Annotated in this window: 22 protein-coding genes; 11 read left to right on the forward strand and 11 right to left on the reverse strand. The window is 60.1% G+C overall.

What is annotated here, in order from left to right; translation table 11 throughout:
• Positions 1 to 77: 77 nt before the first annotated feature.
• From purD to gcbA, 11 genes are all read right to left on the reverse strand, one after another.
• Positions 78 to 1,373, reverse strand: coding sequence for a phosphoribosylamine--glycine ligase (purD, locus tag ACQ4OE_RS16480; RefSeq protein WP_430947243.1), 1,296 nt, complete (start codon positions 1,371 to 1,373; stop codon positions 78 to 80).
• A gap of 149 nt (positions 1,374 to 1,522) precedes the next feature.
• Positions 1,523 to 3,130 carry a bifunctional phosphoribosylaminoimidazolecarboxamide formyltransferase/IMP cyclohydrolase gene (purH, locus tag ACQ4OE_RS16485; RefSeq protein WP_430947244.1) on the reverse strand — a complete coding sequence of 536 codons (1,608 nt, stop codon included), beginning with the start codon at positions 3,128 to 3,130 and terminating at the stop codon, positions 1,523 to 1,525.
• Positions 3,131 to 3,213: 83 nt separating this feature from the next.
• A complete protein-coding gene (fis, locus tag ACQ4OE_RS16490; RefSeq protein ID WP_003221275.1) occupies positions 3,214 to 3,534 on the reverse strand; it encodes a DNA-binding transcriptional regulator Fis in 321 nt (106 codons plus the stop codon).
• A complete protein-coding gene (gene dusB, locus ACQ4OE_RS16495; protein WP_122593692.1) occupies positions 3,531 to 4,541 on the reverse strand; it encodes a tRNA dihydrouridine synthase DusB in 1,011 nt (336 codons plus the stop codon). Before dusB ends, fis begins: the two co-directional genes overlap by 4 nt.
• 185 nt (positions 4,542 to 4,726) lie before the next feature.
• Positions 4,727 to 6,001 (reverse strand): DUF3426 domain-containing protein, encoded by a 1,275-nt coding sequence (locus ACQ4OE_RS16500; RefSeq protein ID WP_430947245.1) that lies wholly within the window; start codon positions 5,999 to 6,001, stop codon positions 4,727 to 4,729.
• Positions 6,002 to 6,031: 30 nt separating this feature from the next.
• Positions 6,032 to 6,910: a 50S ribosomal protein L11 methyltransferase gene (prmA, locus tag ACQ4OE_RS16505; RefSeq protein ID WP_122593688.1), complete on the reverse strand. Its 879-nt coding sequence runs from the start codon at positions 6,908 to 6,910 to the stop codon at positions 6,032 to 6,034.
• A gap of 283 nt (positions 6,911 to 7,193) precedes the next feature.
• Positions 7,194 to 8,552, reverse strand: coding sequence for an acetyl-CoA carboxylase biotin carboxylase subunit (accC, locus tag ACQ4OE_RS16510; protein WP_038360556.1), 1,359 nt, complete (start codon positions 8,550 to 8,552; stop codon positions 7,194 to 7,196).
• Positions 8,553 to 8,569: 17 nt separating this feature from the next.
• Complete coding sequence (gene accB / locus ACQ4OE_RS16515) at positions 8,570 to 9,028, reverse strand: acetyl-CoA carboxylase biotin carboxyl carrier protein (protein WP_141125794.1); 459 nt, start codon at positions 9,026 to 9,028, stop codon at positions 8,570 to 8,572.
• Between the two features lie 48 nt (positions 9,029 to 9,076).
• Positions 9,077 to 9,529, reverse strand: coding sequence for a type II 3-dehydroquinate dehydratase (gene aroQ / locus ACQ4OE_RS16520; RefSeq protein WP_007914604.1), 453 nt, complete (start codon positions 9,527 to 9,529; stop codon positions 9,077 to 9,079).
• Between the two features lie 227 nt (positions 9,530 to 9,756).
• Positions 9,757 to 11,703, reverse strand: coding sequence for a methyl-accepting chemotaxis protein (locus tag ACQ4OE_RS16525; RefSeq protein WP_430947246.1), 1,947 nt, complete (start codon positions 11,701 to 11,703; stop codon positions 9,757 to 9,759).
• A gap of 51 nt (positions 11,704 to 11,754) precedes the next feature.
• Positions 11,755 to 13,425 (reverse strand): diguanylate cyclase GcbA, encoded by a 1,671-nt coding sequence (gene gcbA / locus ACQ4OE_RS16530; protein WP_430947247.1) that lies wholly within the window; start codon positions 13,423 to 13,425, stop codon positions 11,755 to 11,757.
• A gap of 325 nt (positions 13,426 to 13,750) precedes the next feature.
• Between gcbA and ACQ4OE_RS16535 the strand changes: the two genes are divergently transcribed.
• From ACQ4OE_RS16535 to ACQ4OE_RS16585, 11 genes are all read left to right on the forward strand, one after another.
• Positions 13,751 to 14,899: a DUF2515 family protein gene (locus ACQ4OE_RS16535; RefSeq protein ID WP_430947248.1), complete on the forward strand. Its 1,149-nt coding sequence runs from the start codon at positions 13,751 to 13,753 to the stop codon at positions 14,897 to 14,899.
• Positions 14,899 to 15,654 carry a hypothetical protein gene (locus tag ACQ4OE_RS16540; protein WP_430947249.1) on the forward strand — a complete coding sequence of 252 codons (756 nt, stop codon included), beginning with the start codon at positions 14,899 to 14,901 and terminating at the stop codon, positions 15,652 to 15,654. The genes ACQ4OE_RS16535 and ACQ4OE_RS16540 overlap by 1 nt, the downstream gene beginning before the upstream one ends.
• A complete protein-coding gene (locus ACQ4OE_RS16545) occupies positions 15,654 to 16,367 on the forward strand; it encodes a hypothetical protein (protein WP_430947250.1) in 714 nt (237 codons plus the stop codon). Before ACQ4OE_RS16540 ends, ACQ4OE_RS16545 begins: the two co-directional genes overlap by 1 nt.
• A complete protein-coding gene (locus ACQ4OE_RS16550) occupies positions 16,346 to 16,852 on the forward strand; it encodes an Hcp family type VI secretion system effector (protein ID WP_122593677.1) in 507 nt (168 codons plus the stop codon). Before ACQ4OE_RS16545 ends, ACQ4OE_RS16550 begins: the two co-directional genes overlap by 22 nt.
• Positions 16,849 to 17,325: a hypothetical protein gene (locus tag ACQ4OE_RS16555; protein ID WP_430947251.1), complete on the forward strand. Its 477-nt coding sequence runs from the start codon at positions 16,849 to 16,851 to the stop codon at positions 17,323 to 17,325. The genes ACQ4OE_RS16550 and ACQ4OE_RS16555 overlap by 4 nt, the downstream gene beginning before the upstream one ends.
• 139 nt (positions 17,326 to 17,464) lie before the next feature.
• Positions 17,465 to 18,532 carry a DUF2333 family protein gene (locus ACQ4OE_RS16560; protein WP_064388778.1) on the forward strand — a complete coding sequence of 356 codons (1,068 nt, stop codon included), beginning with the start codon at positions 17,465 to 17,467 and terminating at the stop codon, positions 18,530 to 18,532.
• Between the two features lie 3 nt (positions 18,533 to 18,535).
• A complete protein-coding gene (locus ACQ4OE_RS16565) occupies positions 18,536 to 19,093 on the forward strand; it encodes an NUDIX hydrolase (protein WP_430947252.1) in 558 nt (185 codons plus the stop codon).
• A gap of 187 nt (positions 19,094 to 19,280) precedes the next feature.
• Positions 19,281 to 19,652 carry a translation initiation factor Sui1 gene (locus ACQ4OE_RS16570; protein WP_007914613.1) on the forward strand — a complete coding sequence of 124 codons (372 nt, stop codon included), beginning with the start codon at positions 19,281 to 19,283 and terminating at the stop codon, positions 19,650 to 19,652.
• A 219-nt stretch (positions 19,653 to 19,871) separates the two neighbouring features.
• Entirely contained in the window at positions 19,872 to 21,785 is a 1,914-nt protein-coding gene (gene speA, locus ACQ4OE_RS16575; RefSeq protein ID WP_430947253.1) for an arginine decarboxylase, read from the forward strand.
• 233 nt (positions 21,786 to 22,018) lie between these two features.
• Positions 22,019 to 23,365, forward strand: coding sequence for a type VI secretion system Vgr family protein (locus ACQ4OE_RS16580; protein WP_430947254.1), 1,347 nt, complete (start codon positions 22,019 to 22,021; stop codon positions 23,363 to 23,365).
• Complete coding sequence (locus tag ACQ4OE_RS16585) at positions 23,362 to 24,156, forward strand: DUF4123 domain-containing protein (protein ID WP_430947255.1); 795 nt, start codon at positions 23,362 to 23,364, stop codon at positions 24,154 to 24,156. The genes ACQ4OE_RS16580 and ACQ4OE_RS16585 overlap by 4 nt, the downstream gene beginning before the upstream one ends.
• The last annotated feature ends 10 nt before the right edge of the window (positions 24,157 to 24,166 follow it).

Below are 24,166 nucleotides of genomic sequence, written 5' to 3' on the forward strand. Positions count from 1 at the left end.
ATGCCAGAATATAACGATGCGCGACGGTGGAACAGCCCGGCGAGAAAGGGCATTCCTCGCCAGACTTGAACGACAGCTTATTCCTGGGTTTCGCCACGTTCACGGGCAATGGCGCGGTAGCCAATGTCGTTACGGTAGAAGCAACCTTCCCAGTCGATGGCCTTGGCCAGCTTGTACGCTTGCTGCTGAGCTTCACCGACGCTGGCGCCCATCGCAGTGGCGCAGAGTACGCGACCACCGGCGGTGACGACCTGACCGTCCTTCAACGCAGTGCCGGCGTGGAAGACTTTGCCTTCCAGGCTGGCCGCTGCATCCAGACCGTTGATCGCCGCGCCTTTGGCGTAGTCGCCCGGGTAACCGCCAGCGGCCAGCACGATGCCGACGCTCGGGCGTGGATCCCACTGCGCTTCAACCTTGTCCAGCGCTTGCGCCAGCGCAGCTTCGACCAGCAGCACCAGGCTCGACTGCAGACGCAGCATCACCGGTTGGGTTTCCGGATCGCCGAAGCGGCAGTTGAACTCGATGACTTTCGGGTTGCCGGCCTTGTCGATCATCAGACCGGCATAGAGGAAACCGGTGTAGACGTTGCCTTCTTCCGCCATGCCGCGCACGGTCGGCCAGATCACCAGATCCATTACGCGCTGGTGCACGTCGGCGGTGACCACCGGGGCAGGGGAGTATGCACCCATGCCGCCAGTGTTAGGGCCGCTGTCGCCATCGCCCACACGTTTGTGATCCTGGCTGGTGGCCATCGGCAGAACGTTTTTGCCGTCGACCATGACGATGAATGACGCTTCTTCACCGTCGAGAAATTCTTCGATCACGACGCGCGAACCGGCGTCACCGAAAGCGTTGCCAGCGAGCATGTCGCGTACGGCATCTTCGGCTTCAGCCAGGGTCATCGCGACGATCACGCCTTTACCGGCGGCCAGGCCATCAGCCTTGATCACGATCGGCGCGCCTTTCTCACGCAGATAAGCCAGGGCCGGCTCGATCTCGGTGAAGTTCTGGTAATCAGCGGTTGGAATCTTGTGGCGCGCAAGGAAATCCTTGGTGAAGGCTTTCGAGCCTTCCAGTTGCGCGGCGCCAGCGGTTGGACCGAAGCAGTCCAGGCCACGAGTGCGGAACAGATCAACCACGCCAGCCACCAGTGGCACTTCCGGGCCGACGATGGTCAGGGAAACGTTTTTCTCGGCGAAGTCGGCCAGTTGCTCAAGGGCCAGCACGTCGATGGCGACGTTCTCGCACTTGGCTTCACTGGCGGTGCCAGCGTTGCCCGGAGCGACAAAAACCTTCTGCACACGCGGATCCTGAGCCACTTTCCAGGCCAGGGCGTGTTCACGGCCACCGCTGCCAATGATCAAAACATTCATTTCAAAAACCTCGGATGACGCTAATTCTGTGGGGGCTGATCGTTCCCACGCTCTGCGTGGGAATGCCTCTACGGACGCTCTGCGTCCAAGGGACGCGGAGCGTCCCGGGCTGCGTGCCCACGCAAAGCGTGGGTACGATCAAGCAATAATCAGTGACGGAAGTGGCGCATGCCCGTAAAGACCATGGCGATGCCGGCTTCATCAGCAGCAGCAATCACTTCGTTGTCACGCATCGAGCCACCCGGCTGGATCACCGCAGTGATGCCGACCTTGGCTGCGTTGTCGAGACCGTCGCGGAACGGGAAAAACGCGTCCGACGCCATCACCGAGCCTGCGACTTGCAGACCGGCATGCTCAGCCTTGATCGCCGCGATACGCGCCGAGTTTACGCGGCTCATCTGGCCAGCGCCGACACCGATGGTCTGACGGTTCTTGGCGTAGACGATGGCGTTGGATTTAACGTACTTGGCGACTTTCCAGGCGAAGATCAGGTCGTGGATTTCCTGTTCGGTCGGGGCGCGTTTGGTCACCACTTTCAGGTCATCGGCGCTGATCATGCCGATATCACGGCTCTGTACCAGCAGGCCGCCGTTGACGCGCTTGTAGTCCCACGCAGCAGCGCGGTCAGCCGACCACTCGCCGCAGGCCAGCAGGCGCACGTTGGCTTTGGCCGCAACAATCGCGCGGGCTTCTTCGCTGACACTTGGGGCGATGATCACTTCAACGAACTGACGCTCGACGATCGCTTTGGCGGTCTCGGCGTCCAGTTCACGGTTGAACGCGATGATGCCGCCGAACGCCGACTCGGTGTCGGTGGCATACGCCAGTTCGTAGGCCTGACGGATGCCGCCTTCAGCATCCGGGCTGACTGCAACGCCGCACGGGTTGGCGTGTTTGACGATCACACAGGCTGGCTTGACGAAGCTCTTCACGCATTCCAGCGCGGCGTCAGTGTCGGCCACGTTGTTGTACGACAGCTCTTTGCCTTGCAGTTGGGTCGCGGTGGCGATGCCGACTTCGGCAGGCTTGGCTTCAACGTAGAACGCCGCGCTCTGGTGCGGGTTCTCGCCGTAGCGCATTTCCTGGGCCTTGATGAACTGGCTGTTGAAGGTGCGCGGGAACTCGCTGCGCCCTTCAGTGCTCAGGGTTTCGGCGGCCTGATTCACGGTGCCCATGTAGTTGGCGATCATGCCGTCGTAGGCAGCGGTGTGTTCGAACGCCTTGAGCATCAGGTCGAAACGCTGAGCGTAGGTCAGGCCACCGGCCTTGAGGCCTTCGAACACGCTGGCGTAATCGCTGGCATTCACCACGATTGCTACGTCTTTATGGTTTTTCGCTGCCGAACGGACCATGGTCGGGCCGCCGATGTCGATGTTTTCGATAGCGGTCGGCAGGTCGCAGCCTGGCTTGTTGATGGTGGCTTCGAACGGGTAGAGGTTGACGGCAACCAGATCGATCGGCTTGATGCCGTGCTCGCTCATGATGGCGTCATCGATACCGCGACGACCGAGGATGCCGCCGTGGATTTTCGGGTGCAGGGTTTTCACCCGACCGTCCATCATCTCGGCGAAACCGGTGTAATCCGCGACTTCCACCGCGGCAACACCGTTGTCGCGCAGCAGCTTGAACGTCCCGCCGGTGGAGAGGATCTCGACGCCCAGAGCTTCGAGCTCCTTGGCAAATTCGAGGATCCCGGTCTTGTCGGAAACGCTGATCAAGGCGCGGCGGATCGGCAGGCGGGTAGTCTGGTCGGTCATCTCAATTTCCATCAAAAGCAAAGGAAGTCAGCAAAAAAGGCGACCGTTTTTTACGCGGGCGCCTTTCTGGTTTGATTGAATGCTTACAGCAGATCGTACTGCTTGAGTTTCTTGCGCAGCGTGCCGCGGTTAAGTCCCAGCAGCTCACTGGCCTTGGTCTGGTTGCCCTTGACGTAGTTCATCACGCTTTCGAGCAGGGGAGCCTCGACTTCGGAGAGCACCAGGTTGTACACATCCGTGACGGACGCGCCCTCAAGGTGGGCGAAATAATTGTGCAGCGCCTTCTCGACACTCCCGCGAAGGGTCTGACCTTCTTCGCTCGGGGTGTTGAGGTGCTGTTTCAAATTCACGTTGTCGCTCACGGGTGCTGTTCCACTCACTAAAGTCTCGGTCATCATCGTCATGCGGCCACCCCTTCTTCGTCCCCTGTCAGGCTCTTGTAATGCTCGGCGAAGAACTCCCGAACATTGGCGCATTGTGTTTCCGTACCATCCAAACGATTGAAGTGGGCGCGAAACTCCTTGGCGCCCGGCAAGGTTGCGAGATACCAGCCCACATGCTTTCGAGCAATGCGCACGCCCATCACGTCCCCATAGAAAGCGTGAAGTGCAGCCAGATGCTCTAGCAGAATGTGTTCCACCTCGATCAGCTCCGGCGCCGGCAATTTCTCGCCCGTGCGCAGGTAATGATCGATCTCGCGAAAAATCCATGGCCGCCCTTGAGCGGCACGGCCTACCAACAGGCCATCGGCACCGGTCGCGTCGAGCACGTATCGGGCCTTTTCCGGCGAATCGATGTCGCCATTGGCAAACACCGGAATCGACACGGCCTGCTTGATCGCGGCAATCGTGTCGTACTCGGCTTCGCCCTTGTACAGATCGGCGCGAGTGCGGCCATGCACTGCCAGCGCGGTGATCCCGGCCTGCTCGGCGATCTTCGCCACGGTTAGGCCGTTCTTGTTGTCGCGATCCCAACCGGTGCGGATCTTCAGGGTCACCGGCACATCAACTGCCGCCACGACGGCGTGCAGGATCTCGGTGACCAGTGCTTCGTCCTTCAACAACGCGGAACCGGCAGCCTTGTTACAGACCTTCTTTGCCGGGCAACCCATGTTGATATCAATAATCTGTGCGCCGAACTCGACATTGGCCCGGGCCGCATCCGCGAGCATCTGCGCATCGCCACCGGCAATCTGTACCGAGCGCGGCTCGGGATCGCCTTCGTGGATCATGCGCAGGCGCGACTTGCGGGTGTTCCACAAGCTCATGTCGCTGGTGACCATTTCCGAGACAACCAGCCCTGCGCCCAGACGCTTGCACAGCTGACGAAAGGGCTGATCGGTGACGCCCGCCATCGGGGCGAGGATCAAGCCGTTCTGCAATGTATATGGGCCGATGCGTACCGCCGACATAGGACTTCCCTGAAGTGGGGCCGGATCATGAGAGTTCGAAAAAGGGTTGGCATGATACCCGCTCTCGATGACTGGATAAAGGCTGAATTGAACAAAATCTGAACAGTTATTCTGTTATTGCCAGCGGTTTGGTTGCCTGGCGCAAAGTCAGAAAACTGCCGTCAATTCAGAAACGATGATGCGATTCACTCGGGCGAGTGGAAACTCAGGCTGTAATTCACCGCTTTTGGTCCTGGATCGAGGATATCCAGCGCGATGTGGATCGGCGTCTGCGGCGGCATTTCCGCCATGCCTTCGAGATCGCCGTTGAGGTATTCGCCAGGTTTGAAGCGACGACTGGCGATCAAGTGGCCGTTCAGGTCGGCAAAGCGCAGTTCCAGCAAGGGAAACGGCTGAGAGAACGTCGCACGGTTATAAATGATCGCGTCGACCACCAGTGCGCCGCTGAATTCAGGGTGACTGCGCACGACCAGATTGCTGCTCTTGATCCGGGCGATGTCGACCTTGGACGGCACGGTGCAGCCGATCTGCGGGCAGATTTGCTGGAACCAGGGACGGTATTGGTCCTGACGCGCCAGCTCTTCGAAATGATAGGCAACGTATTGGCCACCGAGGCCGGCAGCGGCGATCAGTACCAACAGCAGCCAGAGCAGACGTCGGCCCCAAGGGGAACGGCGCTTCTGCCAATCCAGTTGCAACGGATCGTCAGTGAGGTCCTGCAACACTTCGGCGCGCGAGCCGGAGTCTGCGCGTTCACGCTTTTTGCGTACCGGCACGAGGGTTGGCAGGTCGTCGTCTTCGGTTTCGTCGCTGGCGGAAAAGCGCTCGCGACGGGCGTTCGGGTCAATCGGATCGTGCAAACGCAATTGCGGAATGGCCGGCTCGTCATCCAGATCCACCGGTTCCAGCGACAGCGAAGGCTCGGTGCGCGCGGATCTGGCCGGTTCGAACTCGACCACTCGCGGCTCGTCCGCCGGTTCTGCCGTACGCTCGTCGGCGGGCTCGCTGAACAGGCTGTCCGGCCACACCGCTTCATCCGGCTCCGGGCTGTCGCGACGTGCACTAAGGGAATCTTCGCGAGACCGGCCGAGTTCGCTGATCGGCTGGATTTCCCGTTGTTCGAGGCGAGCGAGTTCTTCGTCCAGATCGAGGCTGTCGAGATCCAGCTCCGAGGCGCTCCATTGCTTTTGGTTGATGGCGCGCGGCGCGGGCGGTTCGACGACGGCAGGCGCTTCGATGACCGGCACCGGTTCGGCAGGCGACGCGACTTCAGCGAGCGGCGGCGCAACCGGCGTCACCGCGTCCTTGCCGGCGTGTTGTTCCAGCAGCTGTTTGGCCGCGTTGAACACTTGCAGGCAGGAGCCGCAGCGAACCACCCCGCGGGCCACGCTCAATTGAGCATGGCTGACACGGAAGCTGGTTTGGCAATGCGGGCACTGGGTGACGAAGCTGTCGGTCATGCGGCGATCCGGATTGTGCAGGCGGTCATATTAGCGCCGACGGCCGGTGATGCGCACCCAGCCATCGCGATTGGCGATCGGGTCGAGATCGAAGTCCTGGGCGTAAGCGGCGGCGACTTCATCACCTTGCTCGGCCAGAATGCCCGACAGCGCCAGACGGCCACCGGTCTTGACCAGCCCGGACAACTGCGGCGCCAGCGAAACCAGCGGACCGGCGAGAATGTTGGCGACCAGCACATCGGCCTGGACCTGCGGCAGGTCTTCCGGCAGGTACAGCGGAAAGAGTTCGTCAGCGATGTTGTTGCGCCCGGCGTTATCGCGCGAGGCTTCCAGCGCCTGTACGTCGATGTCGGTGCCGACCGCTTCTTTGGCGCCGAGCAGCAGCGCAGCAATCGCCAGAATCCCCGAGCCGCAGCCGAAATCCAGCACGTTGCAGTCTTTCAGGTCCTGGCCGTCGAGCCATTCCAGGCACAGTGCGGTGGTCGGGTGGGTGCCGGTGCCGAACGCCAGGCCCGGGTCGAGCAGCAGGTTGACTGCATCAGGCTCAGGCGCGGCGTGCCAGCTCGGCACGATCCACAGGCGCTGACCGAAACGCATCGGCTCAAAACCGTCCATCCAGCTGCGTTCCCAATCCTGATCTTCGATGACTTCGCTGTGATGCTCGGGCAGCGGGCTGCCGGTCAGCAGTTCCAGATGGGCCAGAACCGGTGCCGGTTCCGTGCCGCCCTCGAACAGCGCCAACAGGTGCGTGTGCGCCCACAGCGGCGTGGTATTGAGTTCCGGCTCGAAGATCGGCTGATCTTCGGCGTCCATGAAGGTCACCGATACGGCGCCCACTTCAAGGAAAGCGTCTTCGTAGGTTTCGGCTTGTTCCGGGCTGATGGCGAGACGTACTTGCAGCCAAGGCATGGCGGGCACCTTTGAAAAAATATTGATTGCAGCCTAGCGGCCTGCGAGAAGCGCGCAAGTTTACGCGAGCGCAGGCGGTTTGTGGGAGGAGCATTTGTAGCGCAGATGTTGTGTGGCTTGAAACCTGTGGGAGCGAGCCTGCTCGCGAGTGCGGTGGCTCAGCAATGAAGACGGAGACTGTTTCGGCCTCTTCGCGAGCAGGCTCGCTTCCACAAGGGATTTGTGAAACCTGCAGAAACAACAAAGCCGCCCGAAGGCGGCTTTGTCTGGTGCGGACAGAAGCTTAGTGCTTCTCGCCAGCCAGCTTGTGCTCGAGGTAGTGAATGTTTACACCACCCTTGCAGAAGCCTTCGTCACGAACCAGATCACGGTGCAGCGGGATGTTGGTCTTGATCCCGTCTACCACGATTTCGTCCAGGGCATTGCGCATGCGGGCCATGGCTTCGTCGCGGGTGGCGCCGTAAGTGATCAGCTTGCCGATCAGCGAGTCGTAGTTCGGTGGAACGGCATAGCCACTGTACAGGTGCGAATCGACGCGAACGCCGTTGCCGCCTGGAGCGTGGAAATGCTTGACCGTGCCCGGGCTCGGCATGAAGGTTTTCGGGTCTTCAGCGTTGATCCGGCATTCCAGCGAGTGACCGCGGATCACCACGTCATCCTGGGTGAACGACAACTTGTTGCCAGCGGCGATGCTGAGCATCTCCTTGACGATGTCGATACCGGTGACCATTTCCGAAACCGGGTGCTCCACCTGAACACGGGTGTTCATTTCGATGAAGTAGAAACGACCGTTCTCGTACAGGAACTCGAAAGTGCCCGCGCCGCGGTAACCGATGTCGATGCACGCCTTGACGCAGCGAGCCAGAACTTCCTCACGCGCTTTCTCGTCGATGCCCGGTGCCGGCGCTTCTTCGAGAACTTTCTGGTGACGACGTTGCAGCGAGCAATCGCGGTCGCCCAGATGGATTGCGTGACCCTGGCCGTCGGACAGCACCTGCACTTCGACGTGGCGCGGGTTGGTGAGGAATTTTTCCAGATACACCATCGGGTTGCCGAACGCCGCGCCTGCTTCGGTGCGGGTCAGTTTGGCGAAGGCGATCAGGTCTTCTTCCTTGTGCACTACGCGCATGCCGCGACCACCACCGCCGCCAGCGGCTTTGATGATCACCGGGTAGCCGACTTCACGACCAATGCGCAGCGCCGTTTCTTCGTCTTCCGGCAGTGGGCCGTCGGAACCTGGAACGGTCGGTACGCCTGCTTCGATCATCGCGTGCTTGGCCGATACCTTGTCGCCCATCAGGCGAATGGTTTCGGCTTTAGGGCCGATGAAAGCGAAGCCGGAGTTTTCGACCTGCTCGGCAAAATCGGCGTTTTCCGCGAGGAAACCGTAGCCTGGGTGAATGGCGGTGGCGCCAGTCACTTCGGCGGCAGCGATGATGGCCGGGATGTGCAGGTAGGACTGAGCGGCAGACGCCGGGCCGATGCAGACGGATTCGTCTGCCAGACCCAGGTGCATCAGCTCTTTGTCGGCCTTGGAGTAAACGGCGACGGTCTTGATGCCCATCTCTTTGCAGGCACGCAGAATCCGCAGGGCGATCTCACCGCGGTTAGCGATCAGAACTTTTTCCAACTTCGCAGTCATCAAAGGCTCTCCGCAGTTCAAACGATGGTGAACAGCGGTTGGTCGTACTCAACCGGCTGGCCGTCTTCGACGAGGATGGACTCGATCACACCGCTGGTTTCAGCTTCGATGTGGTTCATCATCTTCATGGCTTCGACGATGCACAGAGTGTCGCCTTTCTTCACGGTCTGGCCGACTTCAACGAAGGCTGGCGAGGCTGGCGAAGATTTACGGTAGAACGTGCCGACCATCGGCGAACGGGCAACAGTGCCGTTCAGCGCAGGGGCAGCAGCGGCAGCCGGGGCTGCAGCAGCAACCGGAGCAGCAACAGGTGCGGCAGCCGGCGCTTGCATCGGAGCCGGTGCGTAGTACTGCTGAGCCGGGGTCTTGCTGTGACGGCTGATGCGTACGGACTCTTCGCCTTCCTTGATCTCGAGCTCGTCGATGCCGGACTCTTCCAGCAATTCGATCAATTTCTTAACTTTACGGATATCCATGAATCATCAACTCCCAAGGGTCGGTCAGGGGCGCTTAACGCTTGTAGTTCAAGTCGTTGCCTGTGTTTCAAGCTGTTCTAGCGCAGCCTCCAGGGCCAGTCGGTAACCGCTGGCGCCAAGGCCGCAGATCACTCCCACCGCTACGTCGGAGAAGTAAGAGTGATGGCGGAAAGGTTCGCGTTTGTGCACGTTGGACAAATGCACTTCGATGAATGGGATGCTCACTCCCAGCAGCGCGTCACGTAATGCGACGCTTGTGTGCGTAAAAGCTGCTGGATTGATCAGAATGAAGTCGACGCCTTCGCCGCGGGCGGCGTGGATGCGGTCGATCAATTCGTACTCGGCATTGCTTTGCAGATACAGCAGATGATGGCCGGCTTCACGGGCGCGACGCTCCAGATCCTGATTGATCTGCGCCAGGGTCGTTGAACCGTAGGTACCGGGTTCGCGGGTGCCGAGCAGGTTCAGGTTGGGGCCGTGCAGCACCAGTAGGGTTGCCATCTGCGTTGTCCTTGTTATGGGTGAGCAATGTTCAGAACCCGGCGACTATGCCGCAAAGACTTTGTGACTGTCCAGTTCTATGCAATAGCCAGCACGATGGCCGATGTTTGCGCGAAATATGTGACTGAGAGATTAGATCCGGTCACTTGTGGCGTCTTGACTCACGCCTTCGCGAGCAGGGGTATGCACTCCAATGTGTGAGCGAGCTTGCTCGCGAAGGCGATTTGTCAGACGCGAAAGGCTTGAACGGCGGTATGCAGTTGCCCGCCTAATACCAGCAAGTTCTCGCCTTGTTCGCGGCCGCGACCGATCCGCACCAGGTTATCGCCACCCAACTGATGAATGCGCTCGCTGTGATCGCGAATCTCGCTGACCGCGCCGCTCTGCTGCGCCGTCACGTCGGCGATGCGAATCGCCGTGTCGGAAATCGTCTGGATCGCGCCGACAATTTTATCCAGCGCACCGTCCGCCGCTTGCGCCTGACTGGCCGTGGCTTCGGCGTGTTCGACCTGTGCGCGCATGCCTTCGACCGATTGCCGGGCGGCGGTTTGCAGGCCGGCGATCAGGGTTTGAATTTCCGCCGTCGCGCCGGCGGTGCGCTGTGCCAACGAGCGCACCTCTTCCGCGACCACGGCGAAACCACGGCCCATTTCTCCGGCGCGCGCCGCTTCAATCGCCGCGTTGAGGGCGAGCAGATTGGTCTGATCGGCAATCGAGCGAATCACCGTCAACACGCCTCCAATGGTCGCCGACTCCTCGGCCAGATGCTCGATCATCTGCGCGTTGCCCTGAACTTCGCCGACCAACGCGTGCAGCCCGGTCAAGCTTTGGCCGATCACCGTCTGGCCGTGCTCAACCGCCAATCCTGCATGACGGCTGGCGTCAGCAGCCTGCTGCGCATCGCCGGCCACTTGCTGGATGGTCGCTTCAAGTTCGCCGAGGGAATCGCGGATCAACGCGGTGTCGCCGGCCTGATGTTCAGCGCCGCTGTGCAATTCGTTACTCAATTCGGCGAGGGTGCGGCTGCTGCCCGCGACTTGTTCGGCGTTGCCGCGAATGGTCCCGACCAGATCCACCAGATAGGCGCGCAAGCGGTTCAACGAGGCTTCGATGTCGTGCAGTTCACGGTTGGTTTTGCCCAGATGAATGTCGCGACTGAAGTCGCCTTCGGCCCAAGTCGAGAGGGCCGGTGCGAGGCTGGTCAGCGTGCGTGACAGGCGTCGCTGCAAGGTGTCGATCAGTAGAGCGATCAGCAGAATCAGGCCGATCATCACGCCTTGCATCAGGCGCACTTCGCCCTGAATTTGCCCGTGTTGGGCGCGTACGACCGGCTCGAGTCCGGCGATGGCCTGCTGGACGGCGGCGATTTTCTGGTGAGTCGCGGTACTGAGGTCGGCGCGTTTCTGGATTTGATCGCGAGTGCGGGCCAGCTCAGCCGGGTAGCGCCCGAGCAAGCTGTTGAGTTCGCGTTTGAAGCTGACACCTGCGTCTTCGGCGGTAGCCTTCTCAGTGTTTTCGATACCCATCATCGCGGCGAAATCATCACTGCCGGACTCGTTGTTGGCGACCACGCCAAGCAAGGGCAGGGCATCAATCAACTGCGCCTGTGTGCGGATGTTGGCCACCTCGCGCTCAACGTCGGCCGCCAGTTCACTGCGACCACTGCTGACCAGTTTGTCCCGCGCCAGCGACAGTTTGCCCAAATGCTGAGAGGCGATGAGCAGCGGGGTCATATAAGCGGCGTTGCCGTTGGCGTAGGTGCTGAGTTGATCGAGGCTGGCGCTCAATTCACGCTCGGCCTGCAACAGCAGCGCTTGCGGATCACCGGCCAGTTTGCCGGCGGCGAGCAGGTCGGTTTTGCTGAATTCTTCCAGACCGCTCAGGCTCGGGCGCAGGCTGTCGGCCAGCGCGGGCGGCAATTCACTGAGTTCTTTCTGCAACGCTTCGATGGACTGGGTGGCGCTGCTCAGGCGCAGGGCATCGCCGCTGGCGAGGTAATCCTCGACGTTGCGTGCGACCTCGTTCTGAAATTGCTGCGACAGCCCGAGATAGCGCTCCATCAATAGATAGGGGCGTTCCAGAGCTTTTTGCGACCACCACAGCGTGGCGCCGAGTGCGACGCACACGGCAACCAGCAGCAGAGTATTGAGATTGGTGAGCAACTTCAGGCGCATGACGGCTACCAACGGCAGAAATGGTAAGCGCCTGAATTTATTGCGGTTCTGTTACAGGGTTATGACCGAATCAGTGGATTCCGATGAAAAAGTGGCACTTTGCTTTGATTCGCGCGCGGTCTGCACCCGATTGCGTCCCGCACCCTTGGCGCGGTACAGCGCCTCGTCGGCCTGACTGGCCATCATCAGGCTGTCGCAGTCGTCGTGCATTTCCACCACGCCGGCACTGAAGGTGCACCACAAATCCTGCGGCTGCGCCGGGTAATGAATTTCGGCGAAGCGTTGGCGGATCTCGTCGAGGACTTTGTGCGCGGCTTCTATATCGGTGTCCGGCATGACGATCGCGAATTCTTCGCCGCCGTAACGGCCGATGAAATCGGTCTTGCGCAAACGTTGCTTGAGAAACAGCGCCAGGCTCTTGATCACACGGTCGCCCATCGGGTGGCCGTGGCTGTCGTTGACCCGTTTGAAATGGTCGATGTCGAGCATCGCAAAGCTCAGCGGCTTGTTCTCGCGGCGGGCGCGGAACGAGCAGTCTTCGAGCAATTGCAGAATGTGCGTGTGGTTGTACAAACCGGTGAGGCTGTCACGCACCATCCGTGCTTTCAGATTGCGCGCGCGGGCGGCGCGGTTGCGCACGGTGGTGATCAGGTGACGTGGCTTGATCGGTTTGGTCAGAAAATCATCGCCGCCCTCGCTCATCGCGTCGAGCTGCTTGTCCAGATCGTCTTCGGCCGACAGATAGATGATCGGCACGCTGACATAACGGTCGTTGTGACGAATCACCTTGGCCAGTTCGGTGCCGGTGCAGGCTGGCATGTACATGTCGAGGATGATCAGGTCCGGCTGGAAATCCGCCAGTTCGGCCATCGCCTGAATCGGTTCGATCAGGGTGCGCGTGACGATGCCGGCGCTGTTGAGCAGGCGTTCGGTGTGCAAGGCCTGCGCACGCGAGTCGTCGATGATCAGGACTTTATAAGGTTCGTACTGGGCGACGCAGGTGAGGACTTCGATCTTCTCCAGCAGGCTCGAAGCTTCGAGGGTGCCGGTGAGGAATTCCTGGCCACCGGCGCGCACGGCAGCTAGACGGGTCGGAGTGTCGGTTTCGTGCAGGCTGAAAAACAGCAGCGGCAGCGGTTCATCCAGACCCATCTGCGCTTCGGCGGCGAGTTTCAGGCCGATGCCGGCGCCGCTGAAGTCCACGTCCATGACAATTGCCGCTGGCAAGCGCTCGACCATCGAGGAGCGAAACGCGGAAACGCTGTCCAGCGCCTGCGCGCTCAAGCCGAAGAATTCCAGCTGCTTGGCCAACCGCTCGGCACGGTCGTAGTCTTGCAGCATCACGTAAATCGGTTTGCGCAGCGGCGGCAGGAAGGTCTGATCGAGTTGATCGCCATGGCGCAGGCCGGTGCGCGACAGACGCTGCATCAAACGATTGAGATCGGTGATAAGGCCGCTGCTGAGGCGGCCGCGATTGGCGTCCACCGCTTCCAGCGACTGACCGATGTGGCGCGCGAGATGCGTGTGTTCGGGCTGTTCGAAACGCTCGGCGAAACGCAGCAGGCGCAAGTTCGCCTCGCTCAGTTCGGCGAGGTCGACAGTGGACCACTCACTGCGTTGCAGGCGCTGCCATATCTCAAGAATCTGACGCGCCTGATGAATTACCCGCTGGGCAAAGTGGTGCTTGAGACGCTCACGGCTGGGGTCTTCTGGCTCGGTCATATCCTGACTACTAGTTAGGCTGCATGCTGAGATCGACTGGTGGCTCTATGCTAGCACCTCTTTTCCCTTACACGCGTGTCGTACGTCAATAATCTGCAATGCGTCACCATTCAGTTTCTGACCGATTGGTTTTGTATTCGACCTGGTCGTCGGCTATACACCCGGCTCGCGGGGGCTTTGGGACGTTTCCTATCGTTTGCGACGAAGCTTCGTGGCCTCGGATGGTCATGGTCTGACAGGGCTTTCTGATTTTACGTCGAAGTGGTTTCACAGCGTTTTTTGCTTGGTAGGGTTCAGGGATTCCCCTAGAAGCTGTCCGCCCGACATGAGCCAGTGTTTCAACGAACATGCCAGCGATGAACAACGCCTGAACCACAACACCGTGCCCGTGGCCGATTGTGAATGCACCGAAGAATTGCTGTATGGCGAAAAGGTGCGCGTGACCGAGGTGCCGGTGCTCACGTGCCAGTGCCTGTGGCGCGCGTATCAGCGCCAGGCCGAGGAAATCGTTGCGCCCGAGGGTGTGTTTATCGCTGACCCGGTCAAGCGCAACCGAGCGATCAACGCGGCGTATGCCCGACTCTGGCAACACGACAAGCGATTCCAGTGGGCCGGTTTGGCAGCGTTCGCGTCCAAGCAGGTGGGCTGCGGCTTGCTGCACGCGGCTGACAGTATCGAACGTATCCGCGAAGAACACGAAGCGCGCCAGCGAGTGCGGGAGGGGCGGCGTGCGTCCGGATTGCTGACGCCGGGACAAATGCCGGAGCAGGCTGAAGACTTGCGGGAATACGAAAAGGCGCAGGCGCGTAATCCTGTGCCGTCCGTGGATTTTCGCGCCAGCGGCGAAGAGCTGTCATTGGTGCAGCAACAGTTCCAGCATGTGTACGAGATGATGGCGATGGGTAATACCACGCTGTTTCTGGATGTTTATCCGTTGCATCAGTTTTATGCGGTGCGTGGGTTGGGGGAGTTGAAGAAGTGTCTTGAGGATCGGCAAAACATCTATGGGCATGCAAAATTTCCAATGCTATGGCCAGTGGGGCAGAAGCAACTTCGCTTCGGTTTGAGATTCCCGGAAGTCGTGAAGGCCTTCGAGGCTATAGAGGCAGGAAGTATTGCCGAAAGCGTGGAGCATCTTGCGAGGCACGAGCAGCGAAACATTCTTCAGCCGACCATTTACGAAAATCGCCATCTGGTAACCCTGTTACGTGGCAATCATCTTTCTTTCGTTACTGGTTTTCCTTCCGGCGTTGCGCAGGCCATAGAGTTGACGATGACCAGTCAATGCCAGCGGGTCGATGACGGACGGACGATCAGTTTCAGCAGTCATCCACTCGCTGATTTGTCCGATATTGATCAGCGAATGGAGTTCGTGCTCCGGGCGGCAGCTCGTTTTGACCAAATGCTCAATGACGAGAATAGAGATTCATTGGCGCAGTCCATAAGTGAAATCGCCGCCATGGAGGGCACTTGATGACCTCACGTATCGCTTTGTTCAAACGGCGCTGTTGGGCGTGGCTGGTGTTTTCTGCCGTTTTGGCATTGGCCATCGCGCACCGGTTGACGCAGCCATTATGGGATGACCCCGTGATCGCTCTGGAGCTGGGAGGGACTTATGAAAATATGCGCGAACACTCAACGGCCCCTTTTAGTCCACTAATCCGGGGTCACATCTGGGGAGGCATTCCGAAGACGGATGCACGTTTGCGCTTTGTCGATTCGCAGTACGGTTTCGAGACGCCTCTTGCGCGGTTTTTGTCGGTAGGTTTCAACGACAACGTGGTCGATGACATCCGCATGTCTCCGCAAATAGAGCCGTTGCTGATCGACGATGCCATGAGAGTTGTTCTCGACCTGCAGGCCCAATGGTGCGCGAAAGGCTGGAGAGCGATTGGCACACGGCGCAACCCGACCATTGCGGATACTCCTGAGTGGCGGGCGTATATCCAGTCCGGTGAGCTCGCTGGCCAGTCCTATTGGCAGGCTGGCGACAAGTATCAGGCAATGCTGGTTCTCGGGCGGTTCAGGGACTCCAGGCACCCTGATCAGGAACGCTACCTCATTACCCTCGCTATTGCGGAGCCGTGGCTCCAATTCGAAGAAGACGACCGCCGCTTCGAACCTAACCATTCCCCCCCGCCCCAGCCCGAAGAAGGAGCCGGTCCATGCCCGGCTTCGAATGCATCGGAACAATCCATCCTAAAAGTAGCCGCAATGGAGGGTGCTTGATGATCAAGCGTTTTTCTTGGTCCAACGGGCGCAGTTGGGTGTGGCTGGTGCTTTGTGCTGTTTTGACAATGGTTGCCTGGCGTCAGTTGACGCAGCCATTGTGGGGCGACCCCGTGATCGCTCTGGCGCTGGGAGGAACTTATGAAAATATGCGCGAACACTCAACGGCCCCTTTTAGTCCACTAATCCGGGGTCACATCTGGGGAGGCATTCCTAAGACGGATGCACGTTTGCGCTTTGTCGATTCGCAGTACGGTTTCGAGACGCCTCTTGCGCGGTTTTTGTCGGTAGGTTTCAACGACAACGTGGTCGATGACATCCGCATGTCTCCGCAAATAGAGCCGTTGCTGATCGACGATGCCATGAAAGTTGTTCTCGACCTGCAGGCCCAGTGGTGCGCAAAAGGCTGGAGGCCGGTGGGAACCCGGCGCTATCCCACCATTGCTGATACTCCCGAATGGCGGGCCTACCTCAGACCAGGCGTGCTCCAAGGGCATGCCTATTGGCAGGCCGGCGACAAGTATCAAGTGATGCTGATATTGGCGCGATTCAGAGACTCGCGGCATCTCGACCAAGAGCGCTATCTCATCACCCTTGATATTGGCGAAGCGTGGAGACTTTTTGAGGAAGAACAAGGTCGCCTCGAACCTCACCATTCCCCCCCACCCCAACCCCCAAAAGGAGCCACCCCATGCCCATCCCAGCCTTCATGACCCTCCACGGCAGTCGACAGGGCCTGATCAGTGCCGGCGCTTTTACCGAGGCGTCAGTGGGCAACAGCTACCAGAGCGGGCGTGAAGACAAGATCATGATTCAGGCCTTGAGCCACGGGATTTTCGTGCCGAAGAACGCCGGGGCAGGGCGGCGGATGCATAAACCGCTGATCGTCACCAAGACCATCGACAAGGCCTCGCCGCTGATCAATACCGCGTTGTGTTCCGGCGAGTTGCTGAGCCAATGCCGGGTGGAGTGGTTTCGCACCTCGGCGCAGGGTGTTCAGGAACACTTCTACACGATGGAACTGGAAGACGCGGTGATCGTTGGCGCTGAAATACTGATGCCGCACTGCCAGGACCCCGACACTTCTCATCTCACGCAGTTAGAGAAAATCCATTTCAGCTATCGGCGTATCTACTGGCGCCACGAAGTCAGCCGGACGATGGGTTCCGACGAATGGCAAGGCGAGGGGCAGGGATGAGGCTGGTTTATCACGCGGACCTGAGCGAGGCCGATCGTCAGCATGTCTATCCGCAGGATCAGGCGTTGGAGCGAGTCTGTCAGGCTCTGCTGGAACGACGAGCGCTTGAAGGGCTCGATGAGTTGCGATCGGGCTTGATGATCAATCTGGACAGCGAGGTACTCGACCAGCTCGAACGCGGAGACTGGCTGTTACTCAAGTCACAAGCCGAATTCGGCCAATGGCCGGTCGCTGCGGCGATCTTTGATCACGCGGTGCTGGAACTGATGAATAATCCCCCGGCGCAGCCTACCCGAGCCCCGCAGATCTTCCGTCTGGTCGACAGCATGACCGGCGAGCCACTGACACAGCAGGCGTACACCGCAACGGTCGACGGTGTCCCCAGCCAGCGCAAGACTGACGCAGCGGGCATCGCACATCTATTTACCCCGGAGGATGTCCGGCAGATTTCCCTGAAAATTTTCAACGTCTGAATCGCGCGTCTATCCTTTCGCTCTCGGGCGACCATTGCAGGTTTTTCTCCAACGTCCCAATAGCGGGTGCCCGGCCAAGGCACGTTGTTGTATGGTTGTGGTCGAACCGTTGAACCCAAGTGATTGAAAGGATATCGCCATGCTGGACTGGAAAAACCGCGCGGGCAGCGCGCCTGAACGTGCCGCTGAACCCAAGTCGGCCACCCGCAGCTATGTCGGCGGAGTGCTGTTCAGCCGTGCTTTGGCCACGCTGATCGGCCTCTATCTGCTGGTGACCATCGGCCTTGGCTGGTACTGGAGCCAGGAGCCGGCTCTGTTTCCGGTCGCACAAAACGCGCAAGTGGCTGCCGAGAAAGAAGGCAAGCAGATGGTGATCGGCTACACCACGGTCGAAACCCTGAAGACCGTTGCCGGCACGCTGCTCAACAAGCCGGGCGGCTACATTTCCAATGACCGCTTCCCGCCAGGCCTGTGGATGGACAACACGCCGAGCTGGGAATACGGCGTGCTGGTGCAGGTGCGTGACCTGACCCGCGCCTTGCGCAAAGACTTCGCCCGTTCTCAGTCGCAGTCGGCGGAAGATGCCGATCTGGCCAAGGCCGAGCCGCGTTTCAACTTCGACAACAAGAGCTGGATCCTGCCGTCGAGTGAGTCGGAGTACCAGGAAGGCATCAATTCCCTGAGCCGTTATCAGGCGCGCCTGTCTGATCCGACCCAGAAAAACGCGCTGTTCTATGCCCGCGCCGACAACCTGAACAACTGGCTCGGCGATGTCGGCACTCGTCTCGGTTCGCTGTCGCAACGCCTGTCGGCCAGCGTTGGCCGGGTCAAACTGAACACCGCGCTGAAAACCGAAGTCCCGGCCATCGGCGAAGTGCCGCAGGTTGATGAAGAAGTCGTCGAGACCCCATGGATGCAGATCGACAACGTATTCTACGAAGCTCGCGGTCAGGCCTGGGCGCTGTCGCACCTGCTGCGCGCCATCGAAGTCGACTTCGCCGATGTGCTGGCGAAGAAAAACGCCACGGTCAGCGTGCGTCAGATCATCCGTGAGCTGGAAGCCTCGCAGGAACCGGTCTGGAGTCCTATGATTCTCAACGGCAGTGGCTTCGGCGTGCTGGCCAACCATTCGCTGGTCATGGCCAACTACATTTCCCGAGCCAACGCCGCTGTGATCGATTTGCGTCAACTGCTCAATCAGGGCTGATACATGAGTCAGAACGCCAAAGAGGCGGCCCATCGCGCCGCCTCCGATGCTGAACAGATCGCTTGGGTCGACGAGCAGGACAACCTGCTCGGCGCTCTGGTGCGTGCTGATTTGCGCGAACGCGGGCTGATCGGCCGTGGCACCTACATCATGTTGTTCAATTCCGCCGGTGAGCTGTGCGTGCACCGGCGCACCTTGAGCAAGGCGATCTATCCCGGTTACTGGGACGTGGCGGCGGGCGGCATGGTGCAGGCTGACGAGACTTACGCCGAATCGGCCGCCCGTGAGCTGGAAGAAGAATTGGGCGTCAGCGGTGTCGAGCTGACGGCCCACGACCATTTCTACTTCGAAGACACCGGCAACCGTCTGTGGTGTTCGGCGTTTTCCGCGGTATGGGACGGCCCGCTGAAACTGCAGCCGGAAGAAGTGCTGGAAGCGCGCTTTATTCCGGTCGAGCAGGTCATGCAGGAAATCGTGCAAAAGCCTTATTGCCCGGACTCTCTGGCCGCCTTGAAGCGCTATCTCAAGGCGCAGCAAAGCGACGTCGCAAAGAACACATAAATTGGCGCTGATTGGCACTTAGCAATCGGGATTTTTGCCGTTACACTGCGCGACCTTTTCAAGCTGCACCGTCCTGCTTTTATTGAAGCATCGGTGCAGTAGCGCTGCCCCTGCCTGAGTGGGGCTTCGCGGTCGCTGACCTTGCCCAAGGTTGCGATCTGTCTTTGTCCTCCCAAGAGGATTGCCGGTGGCCAAAAAAGCCGCATCCTTCGCCGCCCTTGGTGGCCTGGTATTTTCCACCGACGCAGGTCGTCATTGCCCGGAATGCAGTAAGCCGGTGGACGCCTGTATCTGCAAACAAACCGTGATTCCGGCCGGCGACGGCATTGCCCGCGTGCGTCGCGAGAGCAAGGGCCGTGGCGGCAAGACGGTGACCACCATCACCGGCGTGCCACTGGCCGAAGATGCGCTCAAAGAGTTGGCGACAACGTTGAAGAAACGTTGCGGCACTGGCGGGGCGTTGAAAGACGGCATCATCGAAATCCAGGGCGATCATGTCGAGCTACTCTTGGCTGAGCTGATCAAGCACGGTTTCAAAGCGAAGAAGTCCGGCGGCTAGCAGCCTCTGTGAAATCCATCTGCGGCTTGATCCGGCGCTGAAACACTTCAGATCCGGCGTCGTCTCCATGGTTTTCACAGAGCCTGTTCATGACCGGTTTCTAAACTCCACGCAGTCAGTGCGGTCTACCGCCGCGCTGACGAACCGTCATTTTCATACTTTAGACTGCGCCGGCCTGAGATCAGGCGACGCACTATGACTTCTTTATAGGGGACTTCGATGTCCGTACGACGCACACGCAAAGACGATGGCAGCCAATGGACAGTTGCGGACAGCCGCAGTGTTTACGGGATCCGCCATTGGGGGGCCGGGTATTTCGCGATCAATGACGCCGGTCGCGTCGAAGTTCGTCCGAACGGCCCGAGCAGCTCGCCTATCGACCTGTTCGAGCAAGTCGACCAACTGCGCAAAAGCGGTTTGTCCTTGCCGTTGCTGGTTCGTTTCCCCGATATCCTGCAAGACCGCGTCCGCCAGCTGACCGGCGCTTTCGATGCGAACATCGAGCGCCTGGAATACCAGAGCAAATACACCGCGCTGTACCCGATCAAGGTTAACCAGCAAGAAGCGGTGATCGAGAACATCATCGCCACCCAAGACGTGTCCATCGGTCTGGAAGCCGGCTCCAAGCCTGAGTTGCTGGCCGTATTGGCCCTGGCGCCGAAGGGCGGCACCATCGTCTGCAATGGTTACAAGGACCGCGAGTTCATCCGTCTGGCGCTGATGGGCCAGAAGCTTGGCCACAACGTATTTATCGTCATCGAGAAAGAGTCCGAAGTCGCTCTGGTCATCGAAGAGGCCGCCTCGCTGAAGGTCAAGCCACAGGTCGGCCTGCGCGTGCGGCTGTCGTCGCTGGCGTCGTCGAAGTGGGCGGACACCGGTGGCGAGAAATCCAAATTCGGTCTGTCGGCGGCGCAGTTGCTGTCGGTGGTTGAGCGCTTCCGCGCGGCCGGTCTCGATCAGGGCATTCGCCTGCTGCATTTTCACATGGGTTCGCAGATCGCCAACCTCGCTGACTATCAGCACGGCTTCAAAGAAGCGATCCGTTACTACGGCGAACTGCGCAACCTCGGTCTGCCGGTCGATCACATCGACGTCGGTGGCGGTCTGGGCGTCGATTACGACGGCACGCACTCGCGCAACGCCAGCTCGATCAACTACGACATGGACGATTACGCCGGTGTCGTGGTCGGCATGCTTAAGGAGTTCTGCGACGCGCAGGCCTTGCCGCATCCGCACATCTTCTCCGAAAGCGGTCGCTCGCTGACTGCGCACCACGCGATGCTGGTGGTGCAGGTGACCGACGTCGAGAAGCACAACGACGAGATCCCGCAGATCGAAAACAAGGAAGCGCTGCCGGAAACCGTGCAGTGGCTGGTTGATCTGCTCGGTCCGACCGACATCGAAATGGTCACCGAAACCTACTGGCGCGCGACGCACTACATGAGCGACGTGGCTGCGCAGTACGCTGACGGCAAGCTGACCCTGGCCGAAAAAGCCTTGGCAGAGCAGTGCTACTTCGCCGTGTGCCGGCGCCTGCACAACTCGCTGAAGGCGCGTCAGCGTTCGCACCGTCAGGTGCTCGACGAGCTCAACGACAAGCTGGCCGATAAATACATCTGCAACTTCTCGGTATTCCAGAGCCTGCCGGACACTTGGGCGATCGATCAGGTTCTGCCGATCATCCCGCTGCACCGTCTCGACGAAGAGCCGCTGCGTCGCGCGGTGCTGCAGGATCTGACCTGCGACTCCGACGGCAAGATCAACCAGTACGTCGACGAGCAGAGCATCGAGACCAGCCTGCCGGTGCACGGTTTGAATGAAGGCGAAGATTATCTCCTGGGCGTATTCCTCGTGGGCGCCTATCAGGAAATCCTCGGCGACATGCACAACCTGTTCGGTGACACCGACTCGGTGAACATCTACCAGAACGCCGATGGCAGCGTTTACCACGCCGGCATCGAGACCCACGACACCATCGAAGACATGCTGCGTTACGTGCACTTGTCGCCGGAAGAACTGATGACCCACTACCGCGACAAGTGCGCCAGTGCCCGCATCAGTGCCAGCGAGCGCACGCAGTTCCTCGATGCCTTGCGTCTGGGTCTGACCCGCTCCTCCTACCTGTCTTCCTGACCTCAGGATGCCTGCCCATCGGGTTGTCTGAAATTTTCCCGCAAGCTGCGGAAATTTCGGATGACGCGGTGGGACCCTTCCCAAAATCCACGCGAAATCGAAGGCGATCCTGGCCGGCAAAGTCATTTGGTCTGCTTTTCGCGTAGGTCATTTCCTAAGTTGTAGTTGCGCTCTCTACTCAGCCTTGGCTCTCGGCGAGAATCCCCGACCGCCCCTCCTGTAGAGATCCGCCAATGTTCGATCCCACCAACGAGCCGACGTTTCGTCTCGATGTAGCGGGTCTGTCCGACCCCTTCGAAGTCCTGGCCTTTACCGGTAACGAGGCTCTGAGCGAGCCGTTCGCGTTTGAAGTCGACGTCGTGATCGACGATCCGCAACTGGACCTTGCCAGCTTGTTGTACCGATCGGCGTTTCTGTGTTTTGGCGCCTTGCATGAGGGCATGCACGGCCAGTTGCAGAGCCTGATCCAGTACGAACACGGCAGCGGCTCACGGTTGTGCCGGGTGCTGCTCGGGCCAAAGTTGAGTTGTCTGGCGTTGCGTTTCAGTCAACGCATTTTCAGCGGTCAATCCGTGGTGCAAATGCTTGAACAAGTGCTCAAGGAACACGGCATCACCGGTGCTCAGCGCCGCTTCGACTGCAGCGGCGAACACCTGCCGCGCACCTTCTGCACGCAGTACCACGAATCGGATCTGCAGTTTCTCCAGCGTTTGTGCGAGCAGGCGCATATTCACTATCACTTCGAGCACCGCCGCGATGGCCATTGCCTGGTGTTTGGCGATGATCCCGCCTGCTTGCCGAGGACGGCGGTGGCGCGGTTTGCCGTGGCTGACGAAATCGCTGTGCCAGCGGTTCGGCAATGGCAGGTTCAGGACAAGGTTGAGAATGCCCACACAACGCAAACGTTGCGCACCGCAGAAGGCCAGACTGATCTGGCGGGGCTGCGCAGCGGTCAATGGCTGCCGCTGACCGGCCATCCTTTCCCCGAGTGCAATCGGCGCTGGTTGCTGACCCGGGTCGAGCATCATGCCGATCAATTTCAGGAACCGGCGTACAGCAATCGAATCTTCGCGCTTGAACAAGCATCGGAATGGGTCGCGGCAGCTGCGCCCCCGAGACGGCGCATGCACAGTCTGCAACGGGCCTGGGTGGTGGAGGTCGACGAGCCGCGCCCCGATCGCTCGCGTCCGGTTGCCGTGCAGTTCGACTGGTTGTACCAGGGCGAAGGCGCCGCCCCCAGCCATTGCTGGTTACCGTTGACGCCGGCATTGGCGCATACGCCGAGCGCGGCACTGGGCGAAGGCGTCGAAGTGGTGGTGAGTTTTCTGGAGGGCGATCCGGATCAGCCGGTCATCAGTGGCGTCCTGCAACGTCCCGCCGCCGTGGCTGACCCCGAAGAATCGCTGCCGTTGCCGACAGCGCCGATGCCGATGAATGACGGCACGCGGCACTTGCTGCAATCGGCAGAACCGTTGCTGCTGTTGTGCCTGATCCCGGGGGGCGGCAGTTTTACTCACTGTGCGCAGTCGGTATGCACCTGCCGCTTGGTCACCGCCCTTGAACAGAGTGGCGGACGATGAGTGGCGCGAGGCGCGATATCCCTGCGCAATGGCTGCTGCTCGACAGCCTGGACACCGCACTGGCCCTGCGCACGTTGCGTCAGGGATTCGCCGGCGTGCAATGTTTCTGGCTGTTTGACGCTACCGAGTTTCAGTCGGTGCGTGAACTCGGGCCGCTGTTGATCAGGCTGCAAGGTTGCCCGGCCCTAAGCGCGTTATGTCTGCGTGATCCGCAGACCTGGCGCGGTCTGCTGCTGCAAAGCCCGGCGCCGGTGGAGGAACTGCTTGGGCATTTGCGGCGCATGCTCACGGTATCCTTCGGCCTCAGCCACCGCGCGTTGCTCAGTTATTACAACCGTCAGACCGCCAGCTACTTTTTCGATGCCTGCGATGCCCGCGAACTGAGTCGCTGGCTCGGCCCCATCCAGCACCTGCAGTGGTTTGGCGGGACCTGGGCGGACCGGGCGATCGGCAGTGAAGGCTGGCAGCATCTGCGCAATCCACGGTTGGCCGTCGCCCCGCTGGGCATTGAAGAATCCCTCAGCCGTCGGCAGCGCGAACGCCTGCAAAGCTGTTTGCTGGAACAACATGCCTACCGCTGGAGTCAATCGATCAACGTCGCTTATCCACAGGTGTGGCGGCACATCCAGCAGGGTCTGGTGCTGGGTTTTTCTGATCGCCACGTGCTCGATGACTGGCTGTGGCTACGCTTGCAACACCCGCGCGAGGTCTTGCCGTCGCTCTCGGAAGGGCTGACTCAGCAGGAGCGGCTCGAGCACTTGCGGCGACACTGGCAGCAGGATCACCCCTGAGGTAGCACGG

It is taken from the genome of Pseudomonas sp. WC2, from assembly GCF_050586545.1.
GTDB lineage: Bacteria > Pseudomonadota > Gammaproteobacteria > Pseudomonadales > Pseudomonadaceae > Aquipseudomonas.